Here is an 18,525-nt window from a genome sequence, read left to right as displayed (position 1 = left end):
TTGTGTTTGTGTTAAATTTAAATTAGCCTTTTTTTAATTTCTATTCTTATAGTTATGTGTAGTTTTAATGTTTTAAATAGTCTTCCTTATTTAGACTCTAAGTTATTTCTATCTAATGCTATTTAAGTAAGATAGAATTTAGAAAAATAATACGACTGATTTTTGTTGATAATCACGAACGAAAATACATTACAATTCTGTAGAGAATTTGTAGAAATATAAATCTTGATATAAAATTAATTTTTAAAACAACAGAAATCACCATTTCTTATATGAAATTATTGTAAAGAAAATTTATATAAAAAAAGGTGTCTAAGATGTTTAAAATATGGTATAGTATTTCTAATGATTTTTAGATAGGAGTTCTGTAGTATCAGTTTTTGTTTTGGGCATTATGCTTCTTAATTCCTAAATACACAACAATACCTCCTGTAAAAAACATTATGATACTATATACAGCAGGAGCTACTGCAAATGAAGTGTTTTGAAGCAATACAATTGCTATGGTAATTGCTAAAGTCCCATTCTGGATTCCAGATTCAATTGCAATAGAAATCGCTCTTTGATCCGTAATCCTAAATAATTTTGCAGAATAATACCCAATAATCATAGTAACCGCATTTAAGCATAAAGCAATTACTCCTGCTTGTCGGAAATAAGAAACAATGTTTTCTTTTTCTTTAAAAATAATCGCTATTATTATAATGATAAGTAAAATACCCGAAGCACGTCTAACAGGTTTTGCCATTTTTAAGGCAAAATTTTCTTTATACTTTCTAATTAACATCCCAATACCTACGGGAATAACTGTAATTACTAAAATTTTAATAATTGTCTGAATGATATCCAGTGCTATTACTTGCCCTTGTTCTAAAAAATGTAAGAGTGCAAAATTGATGATAAAAGGTATTGTTAGAATAGTAACAAAGCTACTTATCGCAGTAAGTGTAACAGATAATGCAATATCACCTTTTGCTAAGTGTGATATTAAGTTTGATGTTGGACCTCCAGGACATGCTGCCAGAATCATAATTCCAATAGCTATCTCTGGTTGTGTTGGAAATATCGATGCTAGTCCAAAACCTACTAATGGTAAAATCAATATTTGATTAGTTAAACCTACCAATATTGCTTTTGGATGAACAAATATTCTTTTAAAGTCATCTATAACTAATGACAATCCCATTCCTAACATGATAATAATAAGAGATATTGCTAAAAAAATTGTTGAGATATTATCCATAATAATAATTCTAAATTTGATAAGTAAGATACCAAAAATATAACGAACCCGACTCAATTGTTATATTTATACAGCTATCCTAATTGGTCTGAGTAGGGAGGCTTCTACATTTTTGGTTCTCTTATGAATTGTGTCTTTAAAATCTCATTTGTCTATCTTAAGGTAAACTTTCTCTTCACTAGATGATATTCTCTGGTTTTTTGTTGAAGATAATTACTTGTTTTCTCCCTTACTTACCATATATTTAACCTTTTAGATAATTCTCTATACCATAATCTGATTAAATTCTCGGGTTAATTAAGAAAAAAAAAGCTTTAAAAAATGAAAAACACCAATACTATAAATAACTAAATATCAAGAAGTACACCTATCATTAGTCGAAATACTAAATTTAGAACTAAAATAATCTCCTCTACAAAAAAATATTATGATAAAACGTTTAATATACTTATTTATAATTCTTTATTACGCATCCTGTTCCCTTACTCCACAAAAAAAAGTATCTCTTAACAGTACTGGAGTTCCATTAGATATGGCAGATTATCGAAGTACGCAAGTACAAGATATTGTATATCATTTATCATTTAATATTCCAAAAGAAAAAGAACTTCCAATTCCTTCTAACCTTATCCTAGAAGCTACTATAAATGACTTATCCCATCCTCTTTATTTAGATTTTAAAGAAAAACCATCCACTTTACAAAACTTAATCGTTAATAAAAAAGAAACTACGATTACTTATGCTAAAGAGCATATTATCATTCCTAAAGAGGCATTACAATTAGGCGCAAATACTATAGAAATTGCTTTTACTGCTGGTGAGTTATCTCTAAATAGAAACACTAGTTATCTCTACACATTATTAGTACCTGATCGTGCTAGAACAGTATTCCCTTGTTTTGACCAACCCAATATTAAAGCAACATATAAACTTAATATTACGGCTCCAAAAAACTGGAAAGTATTATGTGGTGCTCCTATCCAGACAAAAGAAACTAATGATGAAACAATAACTTACCAGTTTAAAGAGTCTGATAAAATGAGTACGTATCTGTTCTCTTTTGTTGCTGGAGAATTTACAGAAACTATCTCTCGAGCAACCAATCGTCCAATGCATATGTTATTTAGAGAAACCAATGAAGAGAAAATTAGTGCCAGTACTGATCCTATTTTTGAATTACATCAATCATCTTTGGACTTTTTAGAACGTTACACTAAGTATAATTTCCCGTTTCAAAAATTTGATTTTGCAATAATCCCAGGGTTTCAATACGGAGGGATGGAACATACAGGTGCCATACAATATCGAGAATCAAGCTTATTTTTGGATAAAAGCGCTACGCGTTCACAAGAATTAGCTAGAGCCAAACTTATTGCGCATGAAACGGCACATATGTGGTTTGGCAATCTAGTAACGATGCAATGGTTTAATGATGTCTGGATGAAAGAAGTATTTGCTAATTTTATGGCTGATAAAATTGTAAATCCTGTTTTTACCGATATCAATCATGATCTACAGTTTTTAACCTCACATTACCCAAGAGCATATAGTGTAGATCGTACACTAGGTACAAATCCAATTCGTCAAGAATTAGACAATCTTAATAATGCAGGATCACTTTATGGAAGTATCATCTATAATAAAGCACCTATTATGATGCGCCAATTAGAGTTTTCATTAGGAAAAGAAAAATTTAAAGATGGTGTTAGAGAATACATTACCACCTATGCAAATAGTAATGCGAACTGGAACGAACTAGTAACTATTCTTGATAAAAAATCAGATCTTGATTTAAAAACTTGGAGTGATGTATGGGTTAACTCTACAGGTAGACCCATATTTTCTGGAGATATTCAGTTTGATGAAGTTCATAATATTAAGCGATTTACGCTAACTCAAAAAGCTGAAGATGGCTCTGCAAAATTCTGGCCACAATCTTTTGATATTAGTTTAGTATATCCAAACAAGACTGTTACAATTCCTGTATTAAACAATGCAAAAACTATGGAAATAACGCAGGCCATTGGAGCTCCAAAACCTATATGTGTATTGTATAATAGTAATGGATATGGGTATGGTGTATTTCCGGTTAATGAAAAAGTTATAGCACAAACCTCTTCGATAAAAGAAGATGTATCAAGAGCACATTCTTATTTAAACATCTATGAAAATACTCTTAGAGGAACTATTCATAATAGTATCGTTTTAAAAAATCTTAAAACAGGATTAAAAACAGAGTCTAATGAATTAATATTAAGAATGATCTCAATACAATTGACTAATCTTTATTGGAATTCATTAACAGAAGAACAACGCCTTAAATATCTACCAGAATTAGAAAAAACAATATACAATAGACTACAACAACCAGAATCTAAAAATATTAAAAAAAACCTCTTCAATACTTATAAATCTATTGCACATTCTAAGTCAGGAATTTCACGATTGTATAAAATATGGAATAAAGAAGAAACTATAGATAACCTTATTTTAAACCAAGATGATTATATCAATTTAGCACAACAATTAGCACTATTTGGTCATCCTAAAGCACCTCATATATTAGAAAAATCTAAATCAGAGCTTACCAATCCAGACAAAATAAAGCGTTTTGATTTTTTAAAACCGGCACTAGATTCTGATCCTGCAAAAAGAACCGCTTATTTTAGAACATTTAAAGATCTTAAGAATAGAGAAAAAGAAAATTGGGTTCTAACAGCTTGCTGGTATATTCATCATCCTTTATGGCAAAACGAAGGAATTAAAACTGTAAAAATGAGCTTAGATCTTCTTGAGGAAGTCCAAGAAACAGGAGATATCTTTTTCCCATTGGGATGGTTAAACAATACAATAGGTAGATATAACTCAATAGATGCTTATTCTATAGTCGATAATTATATCGCCACACATCCAGAGCTTAATAAAAACTTAAAAAATAAGCTATTACAAGCTACAGATAACCTTTACAAAAGATACGCTAACAATAAGTAAACATATAACATAATCCTATATAATCGAGTAATTCATCACAATTATTAAATTAAGTATAAGTAAGTTAGAGGTAAGCTTTTGGTAAATTAAAAAATACATAAAATGTAGTAGCAATTGTTATTTATTGTATTGTTGTCAGTAAGTAAAGTAAAGTGGAAATCACAAAAAAAGACATAGAAAAACTAATTAAATTGAGAAAAGAAGACACTTTTCTGAATCATTTATGGAATATTTTTTCTCGTGATTTTAGACCAAAAGGAGAAATTGATCGGAACGAAATAAAAGTTTGGAAACAGAATTTGTGGAATAGTGCTTTCTATCCGATTTTTAAATTTGAACTTAATACAAATAATCATCTGACGAATATAACGAGTAAATTGAATCCTATCGGAAAAACGTTCATTGGATTATTTTAATCGGAATTCTATACTTTGTTTTTATCAATTTCTCAACTGATTTTGATTTTCTAGAAAATTGGTTCCTAATTCTAATTGGGTTGGTTTTCTTGCTGATTCTAATAACAGTTTTTCGTAAACTCTATCTATTCGAAACAAAAAATCAGCTTGAAGAAATATATGAAATATTGGATATTGAAATTAGGGAAAAGCAACCTGAAAAAGAATGGTCATTTAACAATATATTGATTAGATTATTTACCTATCCATTTTGTCTATTTTTAATAGGCGTGAATATATTTTTACTTATCCCAGAAGGGTAATATATAATGGCTATAAGCAGTTTTGGATTTGTTGGGTTTTATTTAGTAACTGATTTGAAAATGGTATTTAGAAAAAAAGGCTAACCCTTTGATATTTTAAGTTACATACTTAACGGGATAGTGTCAAAAATTCTATTTAAATGAAACTTTTAAAAGCTTTATTCCTAAGATTAGTACGTTTCTGCTATGGTTGTTCCTCTTTTTTATATTGAGCATTGGTCTTTACCACCTGTAGATGATCATTATTTTTAGCTATGATACAATAATCTGATGTACTGGTCTGTAACAGAGCCATATCTTTAACATCTCCTCGTATAAACACACCACTTTCTGTAGCTGGCATAGGATTAAAACCTCCTTTTCCATTACCTTTTAGAAACAACCCATATCCAGCGTCATTTCTAGGAGTTTCTACTTCTGATCCATACATATTACCCGCAATAAGAGCATCTAGAGAACCATCTTTATCAAAATCATTGACCAAGATTTGATGAATTGAAGATATCTGGGCTTCCTTTGGCAAGGAATGAATTACAAACTTACTCCCTTGATTCTCTATATACACACTTGCAAAAGATTGTACCTGATAGTGCAATGAAGATTCTAAAGATTTTTTAGTATACACATCCACTAGTGTGGCTTCAGAAAAACTTTTATAATCTTTAAACTTATGTTTAATCGTAGCAATTTGATCCGATGAACACTCCCTCCCTCTTACCGGAAACTGTTTCCCATCATTATAATAACTCAGTACAATATCTTCTTTAGCATCCTTATCAAAATCATTAACATAGATATCAAAGGTTTCATCCTCTGTTGCCTTATATTTATAATTCAATCCATTATTCCCTGCCATATAATCCATATCCCCATCATGATCAAAATCTCCTTGTGCGATACTCCACCACCAGCCTGTAGTCGCTGTGGTTAATCCTAACTCTTGTGACACCTCTTTAAACCCTGTCCCTGTATTTTTAAAAACCCGTATAGGCATCCACTCCCCAACAATCATAAAATCTAACCAACTATCATTATTATAATCTGTAATTATAGCACTTGTAGCCATCCCTAGATCAGTTAACTCTTTAGCAAATGTAGCCGTAACATTCTTAAACTGCACCTTTCCATTTTCAGTAGTATTTTGTAATAAATAACTATTTGCCGCAGCAGGATAATGCCCAGGTATCTGACGCCCCAAAACTAATACATCCTGTTTTCCATCCTTATTAAAATCTATAGGATATACCCGAGATCCACTTGTTAATAGTACTGGTAATGCTCCTTCTTTTACTTTGGTAAAATTCCCTTTACCATCATTAAGATATAACCTATCTTGTAGTAATTCTGATGCCGCAGAAAACTCATATCCACCACTTACTACGTAGAGATCATTATCCCCATCCTGATCTACATCAAAAATAACAGCCCCCATATCTTCATACAATCGATCATTTTGGAGTACCGCTACCGCTTGTTTTTTAAAACCTGTTATATGCTGAAAAAATATACTCCCAGAATATCCCGATGCGCCCCCTATAAAATAATCCTCTAATCCATCAGCATTTAAATCTCCTACTGCTACTCCGGGACCTAGTGATGACATCTTATGCGGAAGCAAAACTTGTTTAGAAAAATCATTATATGCATTCTCCTGATGTCTATAATTAGGAAAAAAAGTACTGGTTTCTGTAGTAAATACAGTTGTTTCTTTTTCTGACAACTCTATAGTATCAGAACTTATTGCATCATCATACTTTAGTACCATCCTTTGATTCACATCAATATTATAAAGAGTTTGAGATTTTCCATCTGCCCAGACGACCTTTAGTTCTTCGATTATTTTGGATTGGTTTAGCCCAAAATGTAGTTGTGGCGCAACTGATGACTGAAATCCTCTGGATAAGGTAAGTTCCTGCATTTGGGTTTGCCCCTCTGTTGTTATATATACTCTATTACCTAATCCAAGAGTATTTGTATTACCTCCTTTAAACTGGATTGTGATATGATTATTCTTTTCCGAACTTTTATTTTTAAAAACTGATGCGTAGTCATCAATATTATTGGTAATCACTTCTAAATCTCCATCAGCATCTAAATCAGCATAGACTACTCCATTAGAAAAACCTTTATACTCGATACCCCAATCTTTAGTAACATCTTCAAAACTATAATTCGATACATTATGAAACATAAAATTAGCGATCTTCTCAGAAGGAATCATTAAGCTTCTTTGTAACAAACTATCATTCTTATGTGCTACTTTAGCTAAGGTTTTAAAATAATCATTGTTATTGATCTCTCTTCTGGTACCATTGGTAATGAATATATCTTTTCGTCCATCATTATCAAAATCTGCAAACAGAGGTCCCCAACTCCAATCCGTTGAAGAAGTACCTGTTATTCTAGACATATTAGAAAAATAGGGTACTCCATCCTTAATCACTCCTGTATTGAGCTGTAAACAGTTATGCATGTACTGATAATGAAAACCCGCATTAACTGTACTCCAAAATAATCTAGGATTCATACTTGCCATATTAGCTTTTTTGCGCTGATTCGTCTGCGCATCCATATCCACCTGAAAAATATCTAGATTCCCATCATTATTATAATCCGCAATATCAGTTCCCATACCAAAAAAAGCCGTGTGTGCTGTTGCTTTTTTAACAACCTCTTTAAACGTTCCATCTTGATTATTTATATACAGATAATCTGGGGTACTAAAATCATTAGATACATAGATATCTGACCAACCATCATTATTAACATCTCCTACTGTAGCACTTAGTGTAAGTCCAAAACTCTTAACCCCTGCAATCGCTGTAACTTCTGTAAACGTATCTCCATCATTTCTATACAAATGATCCGTTTCTGTATCCTCTATATTTGACATTTTAAATTTATAGTAAAAATTAGGAGCATTAAATGTAGTCGAAGGGTAATTGGCTACATACAGATCTAAGTCTCCATCACGATCATAATCAAAGAATGTTCCCTGAATACTGTTTCCTATATCATCAATACCATATTCAGCTGCCTTTTCTATAAATGTATGATCTCCATTATTTAAAAACAACTGATTCTTTTTAGAACCAAATTTTCCACTTACTGAGCAATAGATATCTAACCAACCATCATTATTAACATCTACCATAGTTACCCCAGTATACCATCTCTCATCTCCAGATACTCCTGCTGTAGTAGTGATATCTTCGAATCTAAGATTCCCTTTATTAAGATACAGCTTATTAGGCACCTGATTTCCTGTAAAATAAAGATCTAACAACCCATCGTTATTAATATCTCCTGTCGCAATACCTCCGCCCATATACAGATAAGAGTATGTAAAGTAATTTAACGAATCATTCTCTATCAGAGTATTACGAAACTGAATACCGGTTACAGCAGGGGGTACACTAGTAAATATTCGATCATCAATTGATGCTTGTTTTTGCCAACAACTAATAAACAGTACTAAACAGACTAACGAGCTTATAAATTTATACATATCATTATACAATTATACATAAAGAACAGCGTGTTTACATACAACACGCTGTTCTAAAAAAAATCAAAAAAACTAATTAGTATCCCTCATTTTGCTTAATCTTTCCATTACTTACTGAAATAACTGTTTGTGGTATAGGGTAACGTTCATTTTTTCCTGCAGTAAACGATGCACTGTTTAAGTGAGAACGTTTTGTAATCTCTGTATTTAGATATGTACTAAGCACTTGGTCTGCAACTCCTCTTCTTACTAAATCAAAAAACCGATGCCCTTCTAAAGCTGTTTCTATTCTATACTCATGTGCTACAGCTTTTATAGCCTGCTCCTGACTGGTAAAACTACCATAAGGCTGGATCACATAATTTGCTGCTGGATTCCCTGTTGGCTTTCCATTAGCATCTAATTCTTTAACAAAATCATCTGGATTGGCAGCACGTGTACGGATTCTATCTACTAATGCTACTCCTAGATCGCCTTCTCCTTTTACTGCCATAATTTCGGCTCTCCATAATAGTACCTCAGCAAATCTGATGATATTAGTATTCATAGAACTAACTCCTGGAGCCCATGCTAAGCCGGCATCTATACTTCCATTTTCAAATTGGCTTTTTCTAAATAAAGTTATCTTTTGTAAATACGGTCCTCCATTAGGTTGATTCCTAATCCATGCTTGTCCTGGCATAATTCCCCAACCATTATAATCAATTCCTCTACGCCCTACTTTCCAATCTAATCTAGGATCTAACTCTCCTGTATATGGAGTAAAACTAGCATCCGAAGCAATTCCATCATCATTAACCACATCTACATCATTAAATGTATCTAATAAAGGTAAACCTGATACATCTGTCTTATAGGCATTCACCAAATTCTGCGATGGCTGAAAAAAACCGCAACAAGAACTTCCCGTAGGCGAAGTACCAACAGGAGCACCATTAGGAAAATTAAGAGCATCCCCCCAATTGGCATTATCATCTCCTGCAGAGCCATCCCCTACAGTATTTTGTATTGCAAAAATAGACTCTACATTATTATTCGTCTCTGCATTAAAATTATCAGAATATTTTGGTGTTAGACTATAAGGTCCAGAATTTATAATCGCATCTAATACTGGTTTTGCAGCAGTATAGTCTAATTGATACATGTGTACCTTAGCTAAATATGCCCTTGCCACCCAGCTATTTGCTGCTCCGACAAATCTAGAGTTTTCTGCAAGCTTCTCTACAGCAAAGGCAAAATCTGCTTCTATAGCACTCCAAGAATCTACATCTATATTAGATTGAGATACCGTTACAGTCTCATCAATATATGGAATATTATCCCACATCTTTTTAGCTTCAAAATGGTAATGTGCTCTTAGAAATCTTGCTTCTGCCTCTAGTTGGATAGACTCTGCAGGAGTAAGTTCTCCTCTTTCTAATCCTTTCTTTGCCCCTTTGATGGCTTCATTACTTCTTGCCACCCCTTCAAAAACAGCATTCCATTTATAACCATAATATCGACTCTCATTAGAATTAGCAGCATATCGTTCTATATTATTAATGATAGGCTGATCTCCAAACTCACTCCCTTTATATGCATTATCCGATGCTACCTCTCCATACACCCAGTTAGATCCTGCAGCTCTCCACATATCATCTCCATCGAGATTTCCATCGAGCATCCCATATGCAGCCGTAAGCTGAGATCCAACCCAATTTGCATCATAAGTAATGACATCTGTACTATATTGCCCTTGTAACGGAATTTCTAATTCTTTCTGGCAAGACTGAAATGGTATACTTACTATTACTGATATATATACTAAAATCAGTATTCTTCTTGTTTTTATATCTATAAATACTTCTTTCATCTTTGATTTCATTTAGAATGTAACATTTAATCCTAGATTCAGTGATCTAGAAACAGGGTATGCTCCACGATCTACCCCTATTTCTAAGTTTGCTTGCTGCTGATTGGTATAATTGGTAAGATTAATCTCTGGATCTAAACCGCTATACTTTGTAAAGGTTAATAGATTCTTACTCTGTATAAAAAGACGTATTTTAGCTACCTTTAACTTAGCAGTAATCTTTTCGTTTAAGGAATATCCAACAGAGATATTTTTTAGTCTTAGATACGATCCATCTTCAATATAATAAGAAGACCCTACAGCCTCATCTGGTCGTAGTGTTAGTGCAGGCAATGACCCACCACGATTAGTAGGAGACCAAGAATTCTGTATATAATCGATACTCTTACCTCCTTCAAAATTATAGAAGTCAGTCCAGAATTTTGTGAGATTATAAATATCATTACCCTGTGATCCCTGAAAAAGAAAAGAAACATCAAAGTTTTTATAATCTGCATTAAAATTAATCCCGTATGTAAAATCTGGATGAGGATTTCCTATAACATCTCTGGCATCTCCTGTTATAATAGCTCTCCCTGTATTCTGATCGATTCCTTGCCATGTATATCCTACAAAAGATGATATTGGGTTCCCCTTACCAGTATTGGTAGTTTCGAAACTAGTCTGTGATCCTAACACAGGATTAGGGATTGGTGCTGGATTTTTATCATCCAAAAAATCTACCGTATTAGCATAATGAGATACATTTACACCTATAGTATACTTAAACTGATGATCTGGTGTATTAGAATAGGATATTCCCAGATCAAAACCTCTATTAGTCATCTGTCCTAGATTTCTATAAATAGTATTTACAGTATTACCATATACAGTAGGATCTACAGGAGTTGGTAAAAGCATATCTTTAGTAACAGATTCATATACATCTAAGTTGACACTAAGTGCATTATTAAAAAAAGCTCCTGCAATACCTAGATTAGTTGTCGTTGTGGTTTCCCATGATAAGTTAGGATCTCCTATATTGGTTAAAAAATATCCTGTCTGTCCATTATAATTATTAAAACTAAGATTTGGTCCATAAGCAGTTACTCCTCTAAATGCAGGAATATTATCATTCCCTAATTCTCCCCAACTAAATTTTAATAATAAATTAGTAACGACAGGAGAGTCTTGTAAAAAGGACTCTCCTGAGATTCTCCACCCTACACTTACCGCAGGAAAAGTACCTACCTGATTACTTTTTTCGAACTTAGAAGATTCATCTCGTCTTAGTGTAGCACTAAGGAGATACTTATCATCATAGGCGTAATCAGCTTTTCCGAATACCGAAAAACTTGATGATTTTGATTGACCGCTTCCTACATTAGCAGCACCCGTACCTGCGTTTAAAAAAGTAATATCTGGTGTCTCTATCAGAAAATCTGATGCTTGCGCATAGAAAGTCTCAAAGTTATTTTTCTTAAACTCTGTTCCTATAAAAACATCTACATTATGTACATCATTGATTGTTTTGGTATACTGTAGAATGTTATACCAATTGGTATTGATAATATCTGTAACAGTTTCTCTAAGCTGGTTTACTGCTCTAGCCGAGGAATTCTCATGATCTATAGGCTGAAAAAATGAAAATTTAGAATTTCCTAAATCGGCAGTAAACACTGTTTTTAACAATAGATCATCCGTAACATCTAATTCTGCATATATAGCTCCTAATGCTCTAAGCGTTTTAGTCACATTATTTTTATTTCTATGTGCTATCGCAATAGCATTGTTACCAATACCTACCCCAGGAGTATTTGCTGTTCCGGCATAATTTCCTCCAATATCATACACCGGAATAATAGGATGCAATCTATATAAAGCTGCGAGTTGGCTATCATTATTTTGATTATCATTATCATTTAAAGGGTCACTAATTCCTATTTTTTCTGAGTATGATACATTTAGGGTTTCTCCTATTCTAAAACTTTTTGTTACATCAAATTCAGAGTTTACTCTAAGATTATAGCGATCAAAACTTGTTGCTATCGCTACTCCTTTTTGATCTAACAATCCTATCCCTACATAAAATTTTGAAAACTCACTACCTCCTCTAATTCCTATATTATGCTGTTGCACAAATGCTGAATTAAAAAACTCATCAAACCAATCTGTTCCTCTTTTATTAGCTCTTGTTATTCTATTGTCGGGATAACTGTATGTGCTTTCATCTACTGTTCCTGATACTCCTTGTGGTAATATATAATCTGGTAAAACCGGTCTTGTCCCTGATCCATATTGTGGGTGTGATATTGCAATTCCATCATTTATAGATGCCTGCCAATAGGCATCTGCTAATTGTTGTGGAGTTGCCATTTTAGGGAATACTGAATCTGGTATAAAATCTACACCTGTAACCGCATTATAGGTAAATGTTACTTTATCGCTCTTTTTTCCATTCTTAGTGGTAATGATAATCACCCCGTTTGCTGCTCCGATTCCATATATCGATGCTGCAGCAGCATCTTTAAGCACTTGTATAGAAGCGATATCATCTGGATTAAGGTCACTTAATCCCTGACCTGTCTGTACGCCATCAATAACATATAGTGGGTCATTACCATTTATAGTTCCATACCCTCTAATACGTACTGCGGCATTACCTCCTGGTCCACCTTCTACCCCTACTGTTACACCAGAGGCTTGCCCCTGTAAAGCTTGTTCTATACTCGATGGTGTAGTCGCAGCTATATCCTTAGACTCTACTATAGCAACCGACCCTGTTATACTTCTAGTACTTTGTTTGGTATATCCTGTAACAATAACCTCACTTAGCTCACTTGCATCTTCTACTAATGTAATATCTACTACTGATTGCCCCTGATAGGTTACTTCTTTAGAAGTAAATCCAACATAAGAAAAAACTAAAACTTGTCCTTCTAAAATTTCTAATTCATAATTCCCATCAAAATCTGTTTGAGTTCCTTTAGTAGTACCTTTTATAATAACACTAGCTCCTGGTAGTGGTTCTTCTTGCCCCGTAAAAACCTTACCTCGTATTGTATTTTGTATAAGTGGTTTTGTATTTTTAATACTATTAACCTGTTGTTTTTGTGTGGATATAATAATCTGCCTATCCATTATAGTATAGGTAAGATTTGTTTGCATAAATGCTGTATTTAATATTTCTTTTATAGTGGATTGCTTAAGGGATAGCGTAATCCTATTAGCTGTATTGACCACATCATCTTTATAAAAAAATATAAACTCACTCTTAGAATGAATCTGGTCAAATAATTCTTCAAAAGTTCCATCTTTTAGGGTAATATCAAGCTTGGTTTGCGAATACGAATGATTCGCATAGGCACTTGTTAGCCCAAAACACAGAAATAAAATAAAAACTCTCATAATAGTTAATAAAAAACTGAATCTCCTCTTTTTAGGCAAAGAAGAAACACCGCTAACTTTTTTATTCATAATTTTGCTTTTTACATGTTACGTATTGCGATATCGCAATATTTTAATTCTAGGTCAGAAAATGTTGCCGCATTTTCTGACTTTTTTTACTAAGTATACTGGTTAATTATCATCTATAGCTACGTCATATTATTCTCTTTTTTTTAATTAATTATAATTTTTCCGTTTTCCTTTTTATAGTTTAAGTCCGTTGATCGTTTCAGAATTTCTAGTACTTTGTCTATAGTATCTTTTAAATCTAGATGACCCGAAAAGGTTTGATTTTTTAGAATTTCATTTTCGATAATAATCTTAGCATTATAGTATCGAGATAGTTTTTTAATGATAACATCCATGCGTTGTTTTTTAAAAATAAACTTACCATCTCGCCACGACATATATTTAGTCACATCTACTGTATCACTTCGTATGGATTTAGTTTTATTATTATACACTGCTAATGTTCCAGGAGTAATTTTTATCTTTGATTTACCAAACATAGAACTTCCTGGGTATGCTATCTCTACACTACCTTTTTCTAATGCAGTACTAGTATATGAATCATCATCATAGCTACTAACGTTAAATATGGTGCCCAAAACTTTTATATCATAGTCATTGGTAATGACATAAAAAGGTTTCTTTTGATTATGGTGTACATCAAAGATGGCTTCTCCTATAAGATGTACCTCCCTTTTGGTTCCATTAAACACTACAGGATAGGTTAATTTAGATCCCGAGTTAAGCCATACTTTAGTACCATCAGAGAGTATAATATTCGTTCTTTTTCCATAAGGAACAATAATGGTATTAAATGTGTTTTTGGAGGATTGCGCTACTTTTTTGGAGTTATTGATCTCTACTTCTCCACCAGAACCAGCATAACTAATATGAGAAGTCTGTTCTGTAATTTTTATCTCATCCGTATCATTCAGAACTAATTTTACATCTTCACTCGTATCAATAATTATTTTTGTAGCATCCACATAGTTTTTAATCTCAGAAGAACCTTGATCACTATTTATGTAGATCGTAGAACTTAGTACTGCCACGATTGCTGCAGCTACACCCATTAGATATCTTCTACGTCGCTTTCTTCTTTTATTGCGATGTGCAATAATAGAAGTCCCAATCCTAGATTTTAAGTATTGTTTTTCTTCTTCAGTTAACATTTTTAGGAAATTTTAATTTCAATTACACAGTTATACACATGTAGTATATCTAAATAAAATGATAACGTAAACTGTATCTAAGTATAGCCTACTATATTAAGAAAGCAGCAATATCAAAAAGTATAGACAAAAAAAATGATGTTTTTTTATTTACTGTATTTCGCTTCGTAGTTTTTTGACAGCTCTATAAATCAATGTTCGTACTGATTCTATAGAAATCCCTAAGATTATAGAGATTTCTTCATATGATTTTTTTTCGTCAAATTTTAAGGACAATCCTTTTCGCTGTTTAGTAGAAAGAGAAGTGAGTGCCTCAGAAAGTTTAGCACTAATCTCAGAAGAATTTTCTGATTGGATGATAACATCTTCTATAGATGAATACTCTGATTTAATTTCATTTTTTTTCTCTTCTGTAGAGAACAATTCTATTTTAGATTTAAATTTCCTATTAATTTTTCTCTTTAGAGATGTAATAAGATAGTAGTTTACATTATCAACATCAGAGAGTTTTTTGCGATACTTATAGATATCCAAAAAAAGATCATGAATACAATCCTTTACATAATCCCTATCATTAGTATGCTTAATGCCAAAATTATAAAGTGCATCTACATACTTATCATATAATTGATTATAAGCATCCAGATCTCCTAATTTAATCTTTGCCCATAAGATAGAATCTATAGTTTTAACAGATTGCATTTATACTATTTTATACATTAAAGAATTCTTAAAAAATTGGGTGTATCACCATAGTTTAAACACGGCTTTAACATTAATTAGGGATATAAATATAACCAAAAACAATCATAACTCTTTTTTTACGAGTTTTTTTTGAAAAAGATTTATAAATGGATAGGTTATAAAAACGTAACACAAGTCTACCTCTGGTACTAACTAGTAAATACGCTATCCTACTACTTATATCAATAGTAAGTAACAAATGTAATAGCTACTATAAAGCCCTCTAAATCATATAACTGATGTGTTATAAAAACTACGCTATAGCAGTAGTTTTATATACTATATAATGGATAGTATAAAAATAGTATGCACTAGTATAGAAATATAATTTTATATGATTACTTTTAGCTCGTTGCTATAAAATTGTAATCTGCTATTGTAGGAATGTAACCTGTTATTGTAAGAATGTAATCTGCTATTGTAGGATTGTAACCTGTTATTGTAAGAATGTAATCTGCTATTGTAGGATTGTAACCTGTTATTGTAAGAATGTAATCTGCTATTGTAGGAATGCAACTTGCTATTGTAAGAATGTAATCTGCTATTGTAGGATTGTAACCTGTTATTGTAAGAATGTAATCTGCTATTGTAGGATTGTAACCTGTTATTGTAGGAATGTTTGTTTCAATGAAACCACTTTTTATTAATGATATACTCTAAATACAGTAAAACCTACTCTTTATACATTCATCTCCTTTTCTTATACATTCTTATATAAATTAACCGTTTGGTTGATTTATTTTTGTTTAGCTTTTAAAACTTTAATTTAATGAAAACCTATTTTACGTATTGTACACCTAATTTTGCAAAAATCAGTCTATAAAACCATTACTCTTCAAACGATCGTAAAATATATCTTACCAAATATTCTAGTTTAAAGTTTAAGAGTAAAACCATAATAAAGGCCTCATTATTTTAGTGAAGCCTTTTTTTATTGAGAGTACTAATATGATAATTCAAAAAATTGTATGTACAAGAAAGATTCCCTAATTTTCTTAAATAAACTATATTTACTTTCTAATACACACAAAACAGCATCTAAAATTAATCTTATGAAAAAATTATCCCTACTACTCATTATATCTCTTGCTCTTACGACAACTATATTCGGGCAAACAACAACTACCGTTGACCTTAATGAGCTAGATAAATATTATACAAAAATGGTTAAAGATTGGGATATCCCCAGTGCCTCCATAGGAATTGTTAAAGATGGTAAACTGGTTTTTAGTGGTACTTATGGTGTATTAGAAAAAGGAAAAGAAGGAAAACCCGATAAAAACACCTTATATGCTATCGCATCCAATTCTAAAGCCTTTACTGCTACTATTATAGGAATGCTAGTGCAAGAAGGTAAGCTAAACTGGGATGATAAAGTAAAAAAACACCTCCCCTATTTTGCACTATATGATCCATGGGTAAGTAACGAAGTTACTATTAGAGATATCCTTAGTCATCGTGTAGGCTTAGGAACATTTAGTGGAGATGTGATCTGGTATAAAGCCAATCTTACATCAGAAGAAATTATAAAACGAGTGAAATACCTTCCAAAAAATCACGAGTTTAGATCAGGGTTTGGGTATTCTAATGTGATGTACATTACTGCAGGAGAGATTATAAAAAAAGTAACCGGTAAAAGTTGGGGGCAAAATGTAAAAGAGCGAATCTTAACTCCTCTGGGAATGAACAGAACTATAACATCCTATAAAAAACTAGATACCCAAAAAAACTATGCTACCCCACATGGTCGTAAAAACAATGATAACATTCCTATTAAATGGGTAGATTGGGAAGAAGTTGGAGCCATGGGCGGTCTTATTTCTAGTGTAGAAGATGTATCTAAATGGATGATATTTAATCTAAACAATGGTCGTATTGGCAAAGACACGTTGCTTACCAAAAATACACGCAATATAATCTGGACACCTCATAATAATTTTAAAGTAGATCATACTACAAAAAATGATTTCAATAAGCATTTTAATGGGTATGGACTAGGATGGGGACTTAGTGATTATCAAGGAAAACTAAGTGTTGCGCATACGGGAGGATTTGATGGTATGATTACCGCAGTAACCTTAATCCCTGATGAAAACCTAGGTGTTGTTGTATTGACTAATGGTATGAAAAGCCCTATTAGAGCCGCTACCTATCATGCATTAGATCAGTTTTTAGGAACAGCATCTATAGATTGGTCTGATAAACTATTAAAAAAAGCAAATGATAAGACCAAAAAAGATACCCGAATCTCCGACAGAAAAGAAAAGAGAGTGCTAAATACAAAACCTTCTGTTACTCCAAAAATAATCGCAGGAGAGTATATATCTGATATCTACGGAAAAATTAAAATCACTCAAAAAAATCAGCAACTACGAATGGAGTTCGAACATACTCCTGATCTATCAGCTACACTACGCCATTGGCATTATGATACCTGGGAAATCGTATGGGATCAAGAACATGCCTGGTTTAGTTTCGGGACAGTAAAATTTAATACCGATAATAACTTAAAGATAACAACTATAGATTTTGATGTTCCTAATGGAGATATCTTCTTCGAAGAATTAAAACCATATAGAGCCTCTAAGTAAAAGTAAAACTATTACGAATTAAAAAAAGGAGGTCGTCTAAAAATTACTTTTTAGGCGACCTCCTTTTTTGTTATTTCATGATTTTAAATATTGTTTACGCGTATTTAAAGTATAAAATAAAAAGTATGATTATCTAGCTATCTTGCTTATTTCTACATAATGATTAGAAGAGGTCTATAAAAAAATAATTAGACGTAGATACCTATAATGGATATATGTGTACTGGTGTTGCTCTTTATTGACAATTATAAAGGGCATTTAAATAACTTT

At 32.2% G+C, this 18,525-nt stretch carries 9 protein-coding genes; 3 read left to right on the top strand and 6 right to left on the bottom strand.

Going from position 1 to position 18,525, the window contains the following annotated elements:
* Positions 1-373: 373 nt before the first annotated feature.
* Positions 374-1,243, bottom strand: a complete 870-nt coding sequence (locus tag N456_RS00580; RefSeq protein ID WP_062052791.1) for a bile acid:sodium symporter family protein — start codon at positions 1,241-1,243, stop codon at positions 374-376.
* Between the two features lie 427 nt (positions 1,244-1,670).
* On the opposite strand from N456_RS00580, the gene N456_RS00575 reads away from it, so the two are divergent.
* Together N456_RS00575 and N456_RS00570 are read left to right on the top strand one after the other, a co-directional pair.
* Positions 1,671-4,235: a M1 family metallopeptidase gene (locus tag N456_RS00575; RefSeq protein ID WP_062052788.1), complete on the top strand. Its 2,565-nt coding sequence runs from the start codon at positions 1,671-1,673 to the stop codon at positions 4,233-4,235.
* 191 nt (positions 4,236-4,426) lie between these two features.
* Positions 4,427-4,651: a hypothetical protein gene (locus N456_RS00570; protein ID WP_148639126.1), complete on the top strand. Its 225-nt coding sequence runs from the start codon at positions 4,427-4,429 to the stop codon at positions 4,649-4,651.
* Positions 4,652-5,137: 486 nt separating this feature from the next.
* On the opposite strand, the gene N456_RS00565 is transcribed toward N456_RS00570, so the two are convergent.
* From N456_RS00565 to N456_RS00545, 5 genes are all read right to left on the bottom strand, one after another.
* Positions 5,138-8,461 (bottom strand): VCBS repeat-containing protein, encoded by a 3,324-nt coding sequence (locus tag N456_RS00565; protein ID WP_062052784.1) that lies wholly within the window; start codon positions 8,459-8,461, stop codon positions 5,138-5,140.
* Positions 8,462-8,537: 76 nt separating this feature from the next.
* A complete protein-coding gene (locus tag N456_RS00560; RefSeq protein ID WP_062053026.1) occupies positions 8,538-10,313 on the bottom strand; it encodes a RagB/SusD family nutrient uptake outer membrane protein in 1,776 nt (591 codons plus the stop codon).
* 12 nt (positions 10,314-10,325) lie between these two features.
* Positions 10,326-13,769 (bottom strand): TonB-dependent receptor, encoded by a 3,444-nt coding sequence (locus N456_RS00555; protein ID WP_082422382.1) that lies wholly within the window; start codon positions 13,767-13,769, stop codon positions 10,326-10,328.
* 143 nt (positions 13,770-13,912) lie between these two features.
* On the bottom strand, positions 13,913-14,920 hold the full coding sequence (locus N456_RS00550) for a FecR family protein (RefSeq protein WP_062052780.1): 1,008 nt from the start codon (positions 14,918-14,920) through the stop codon (positions 13,913-13,915).
* Between the two features lie 150 nt (positions 14,921-15,070).
* A complete protein-coding gene (locus N456_RS00545) occupies positions 15,071-15,622 on the bottom strand; it encodes an RNA polymerase sigma factor (RefSeq protein WP_062052778.1) in 552 nt (183 codons plus the stop codon).
* Positions 15,623-16,716: 1,094 nt separating this feature from the next.
* On the opposite strand from N456_RS00545, the gene N456_RS00540 reads away from it, so the two are divergent.
* Complete coding sequence (locus N456_RS00540; RefSeq protein WP_062053024.1) at positions 16,717-18,255, top strand: serine hydrolase; 1,539 nt, start codon at positions 16,717-16,719, stop codon at positions 18,253-18,255.
* Positions 18,256-18,525: the final 270 nt, after the last annotated feature.

The organism is Aquimarina longa SW024, from assembly GCF_001401755.1.
Taxonomy (GTDB): domain Bacteria; phylum Bacteroidota; class Bacteroidia; order Flavobacteriales; family Flavobacteriaceae; genus Aquimarina; species Aquimarina longa.
Note: the sequence above shows the minus strand (reverse complement) of the source record. Positions and strands in the feature narration are given on the sequence as shown.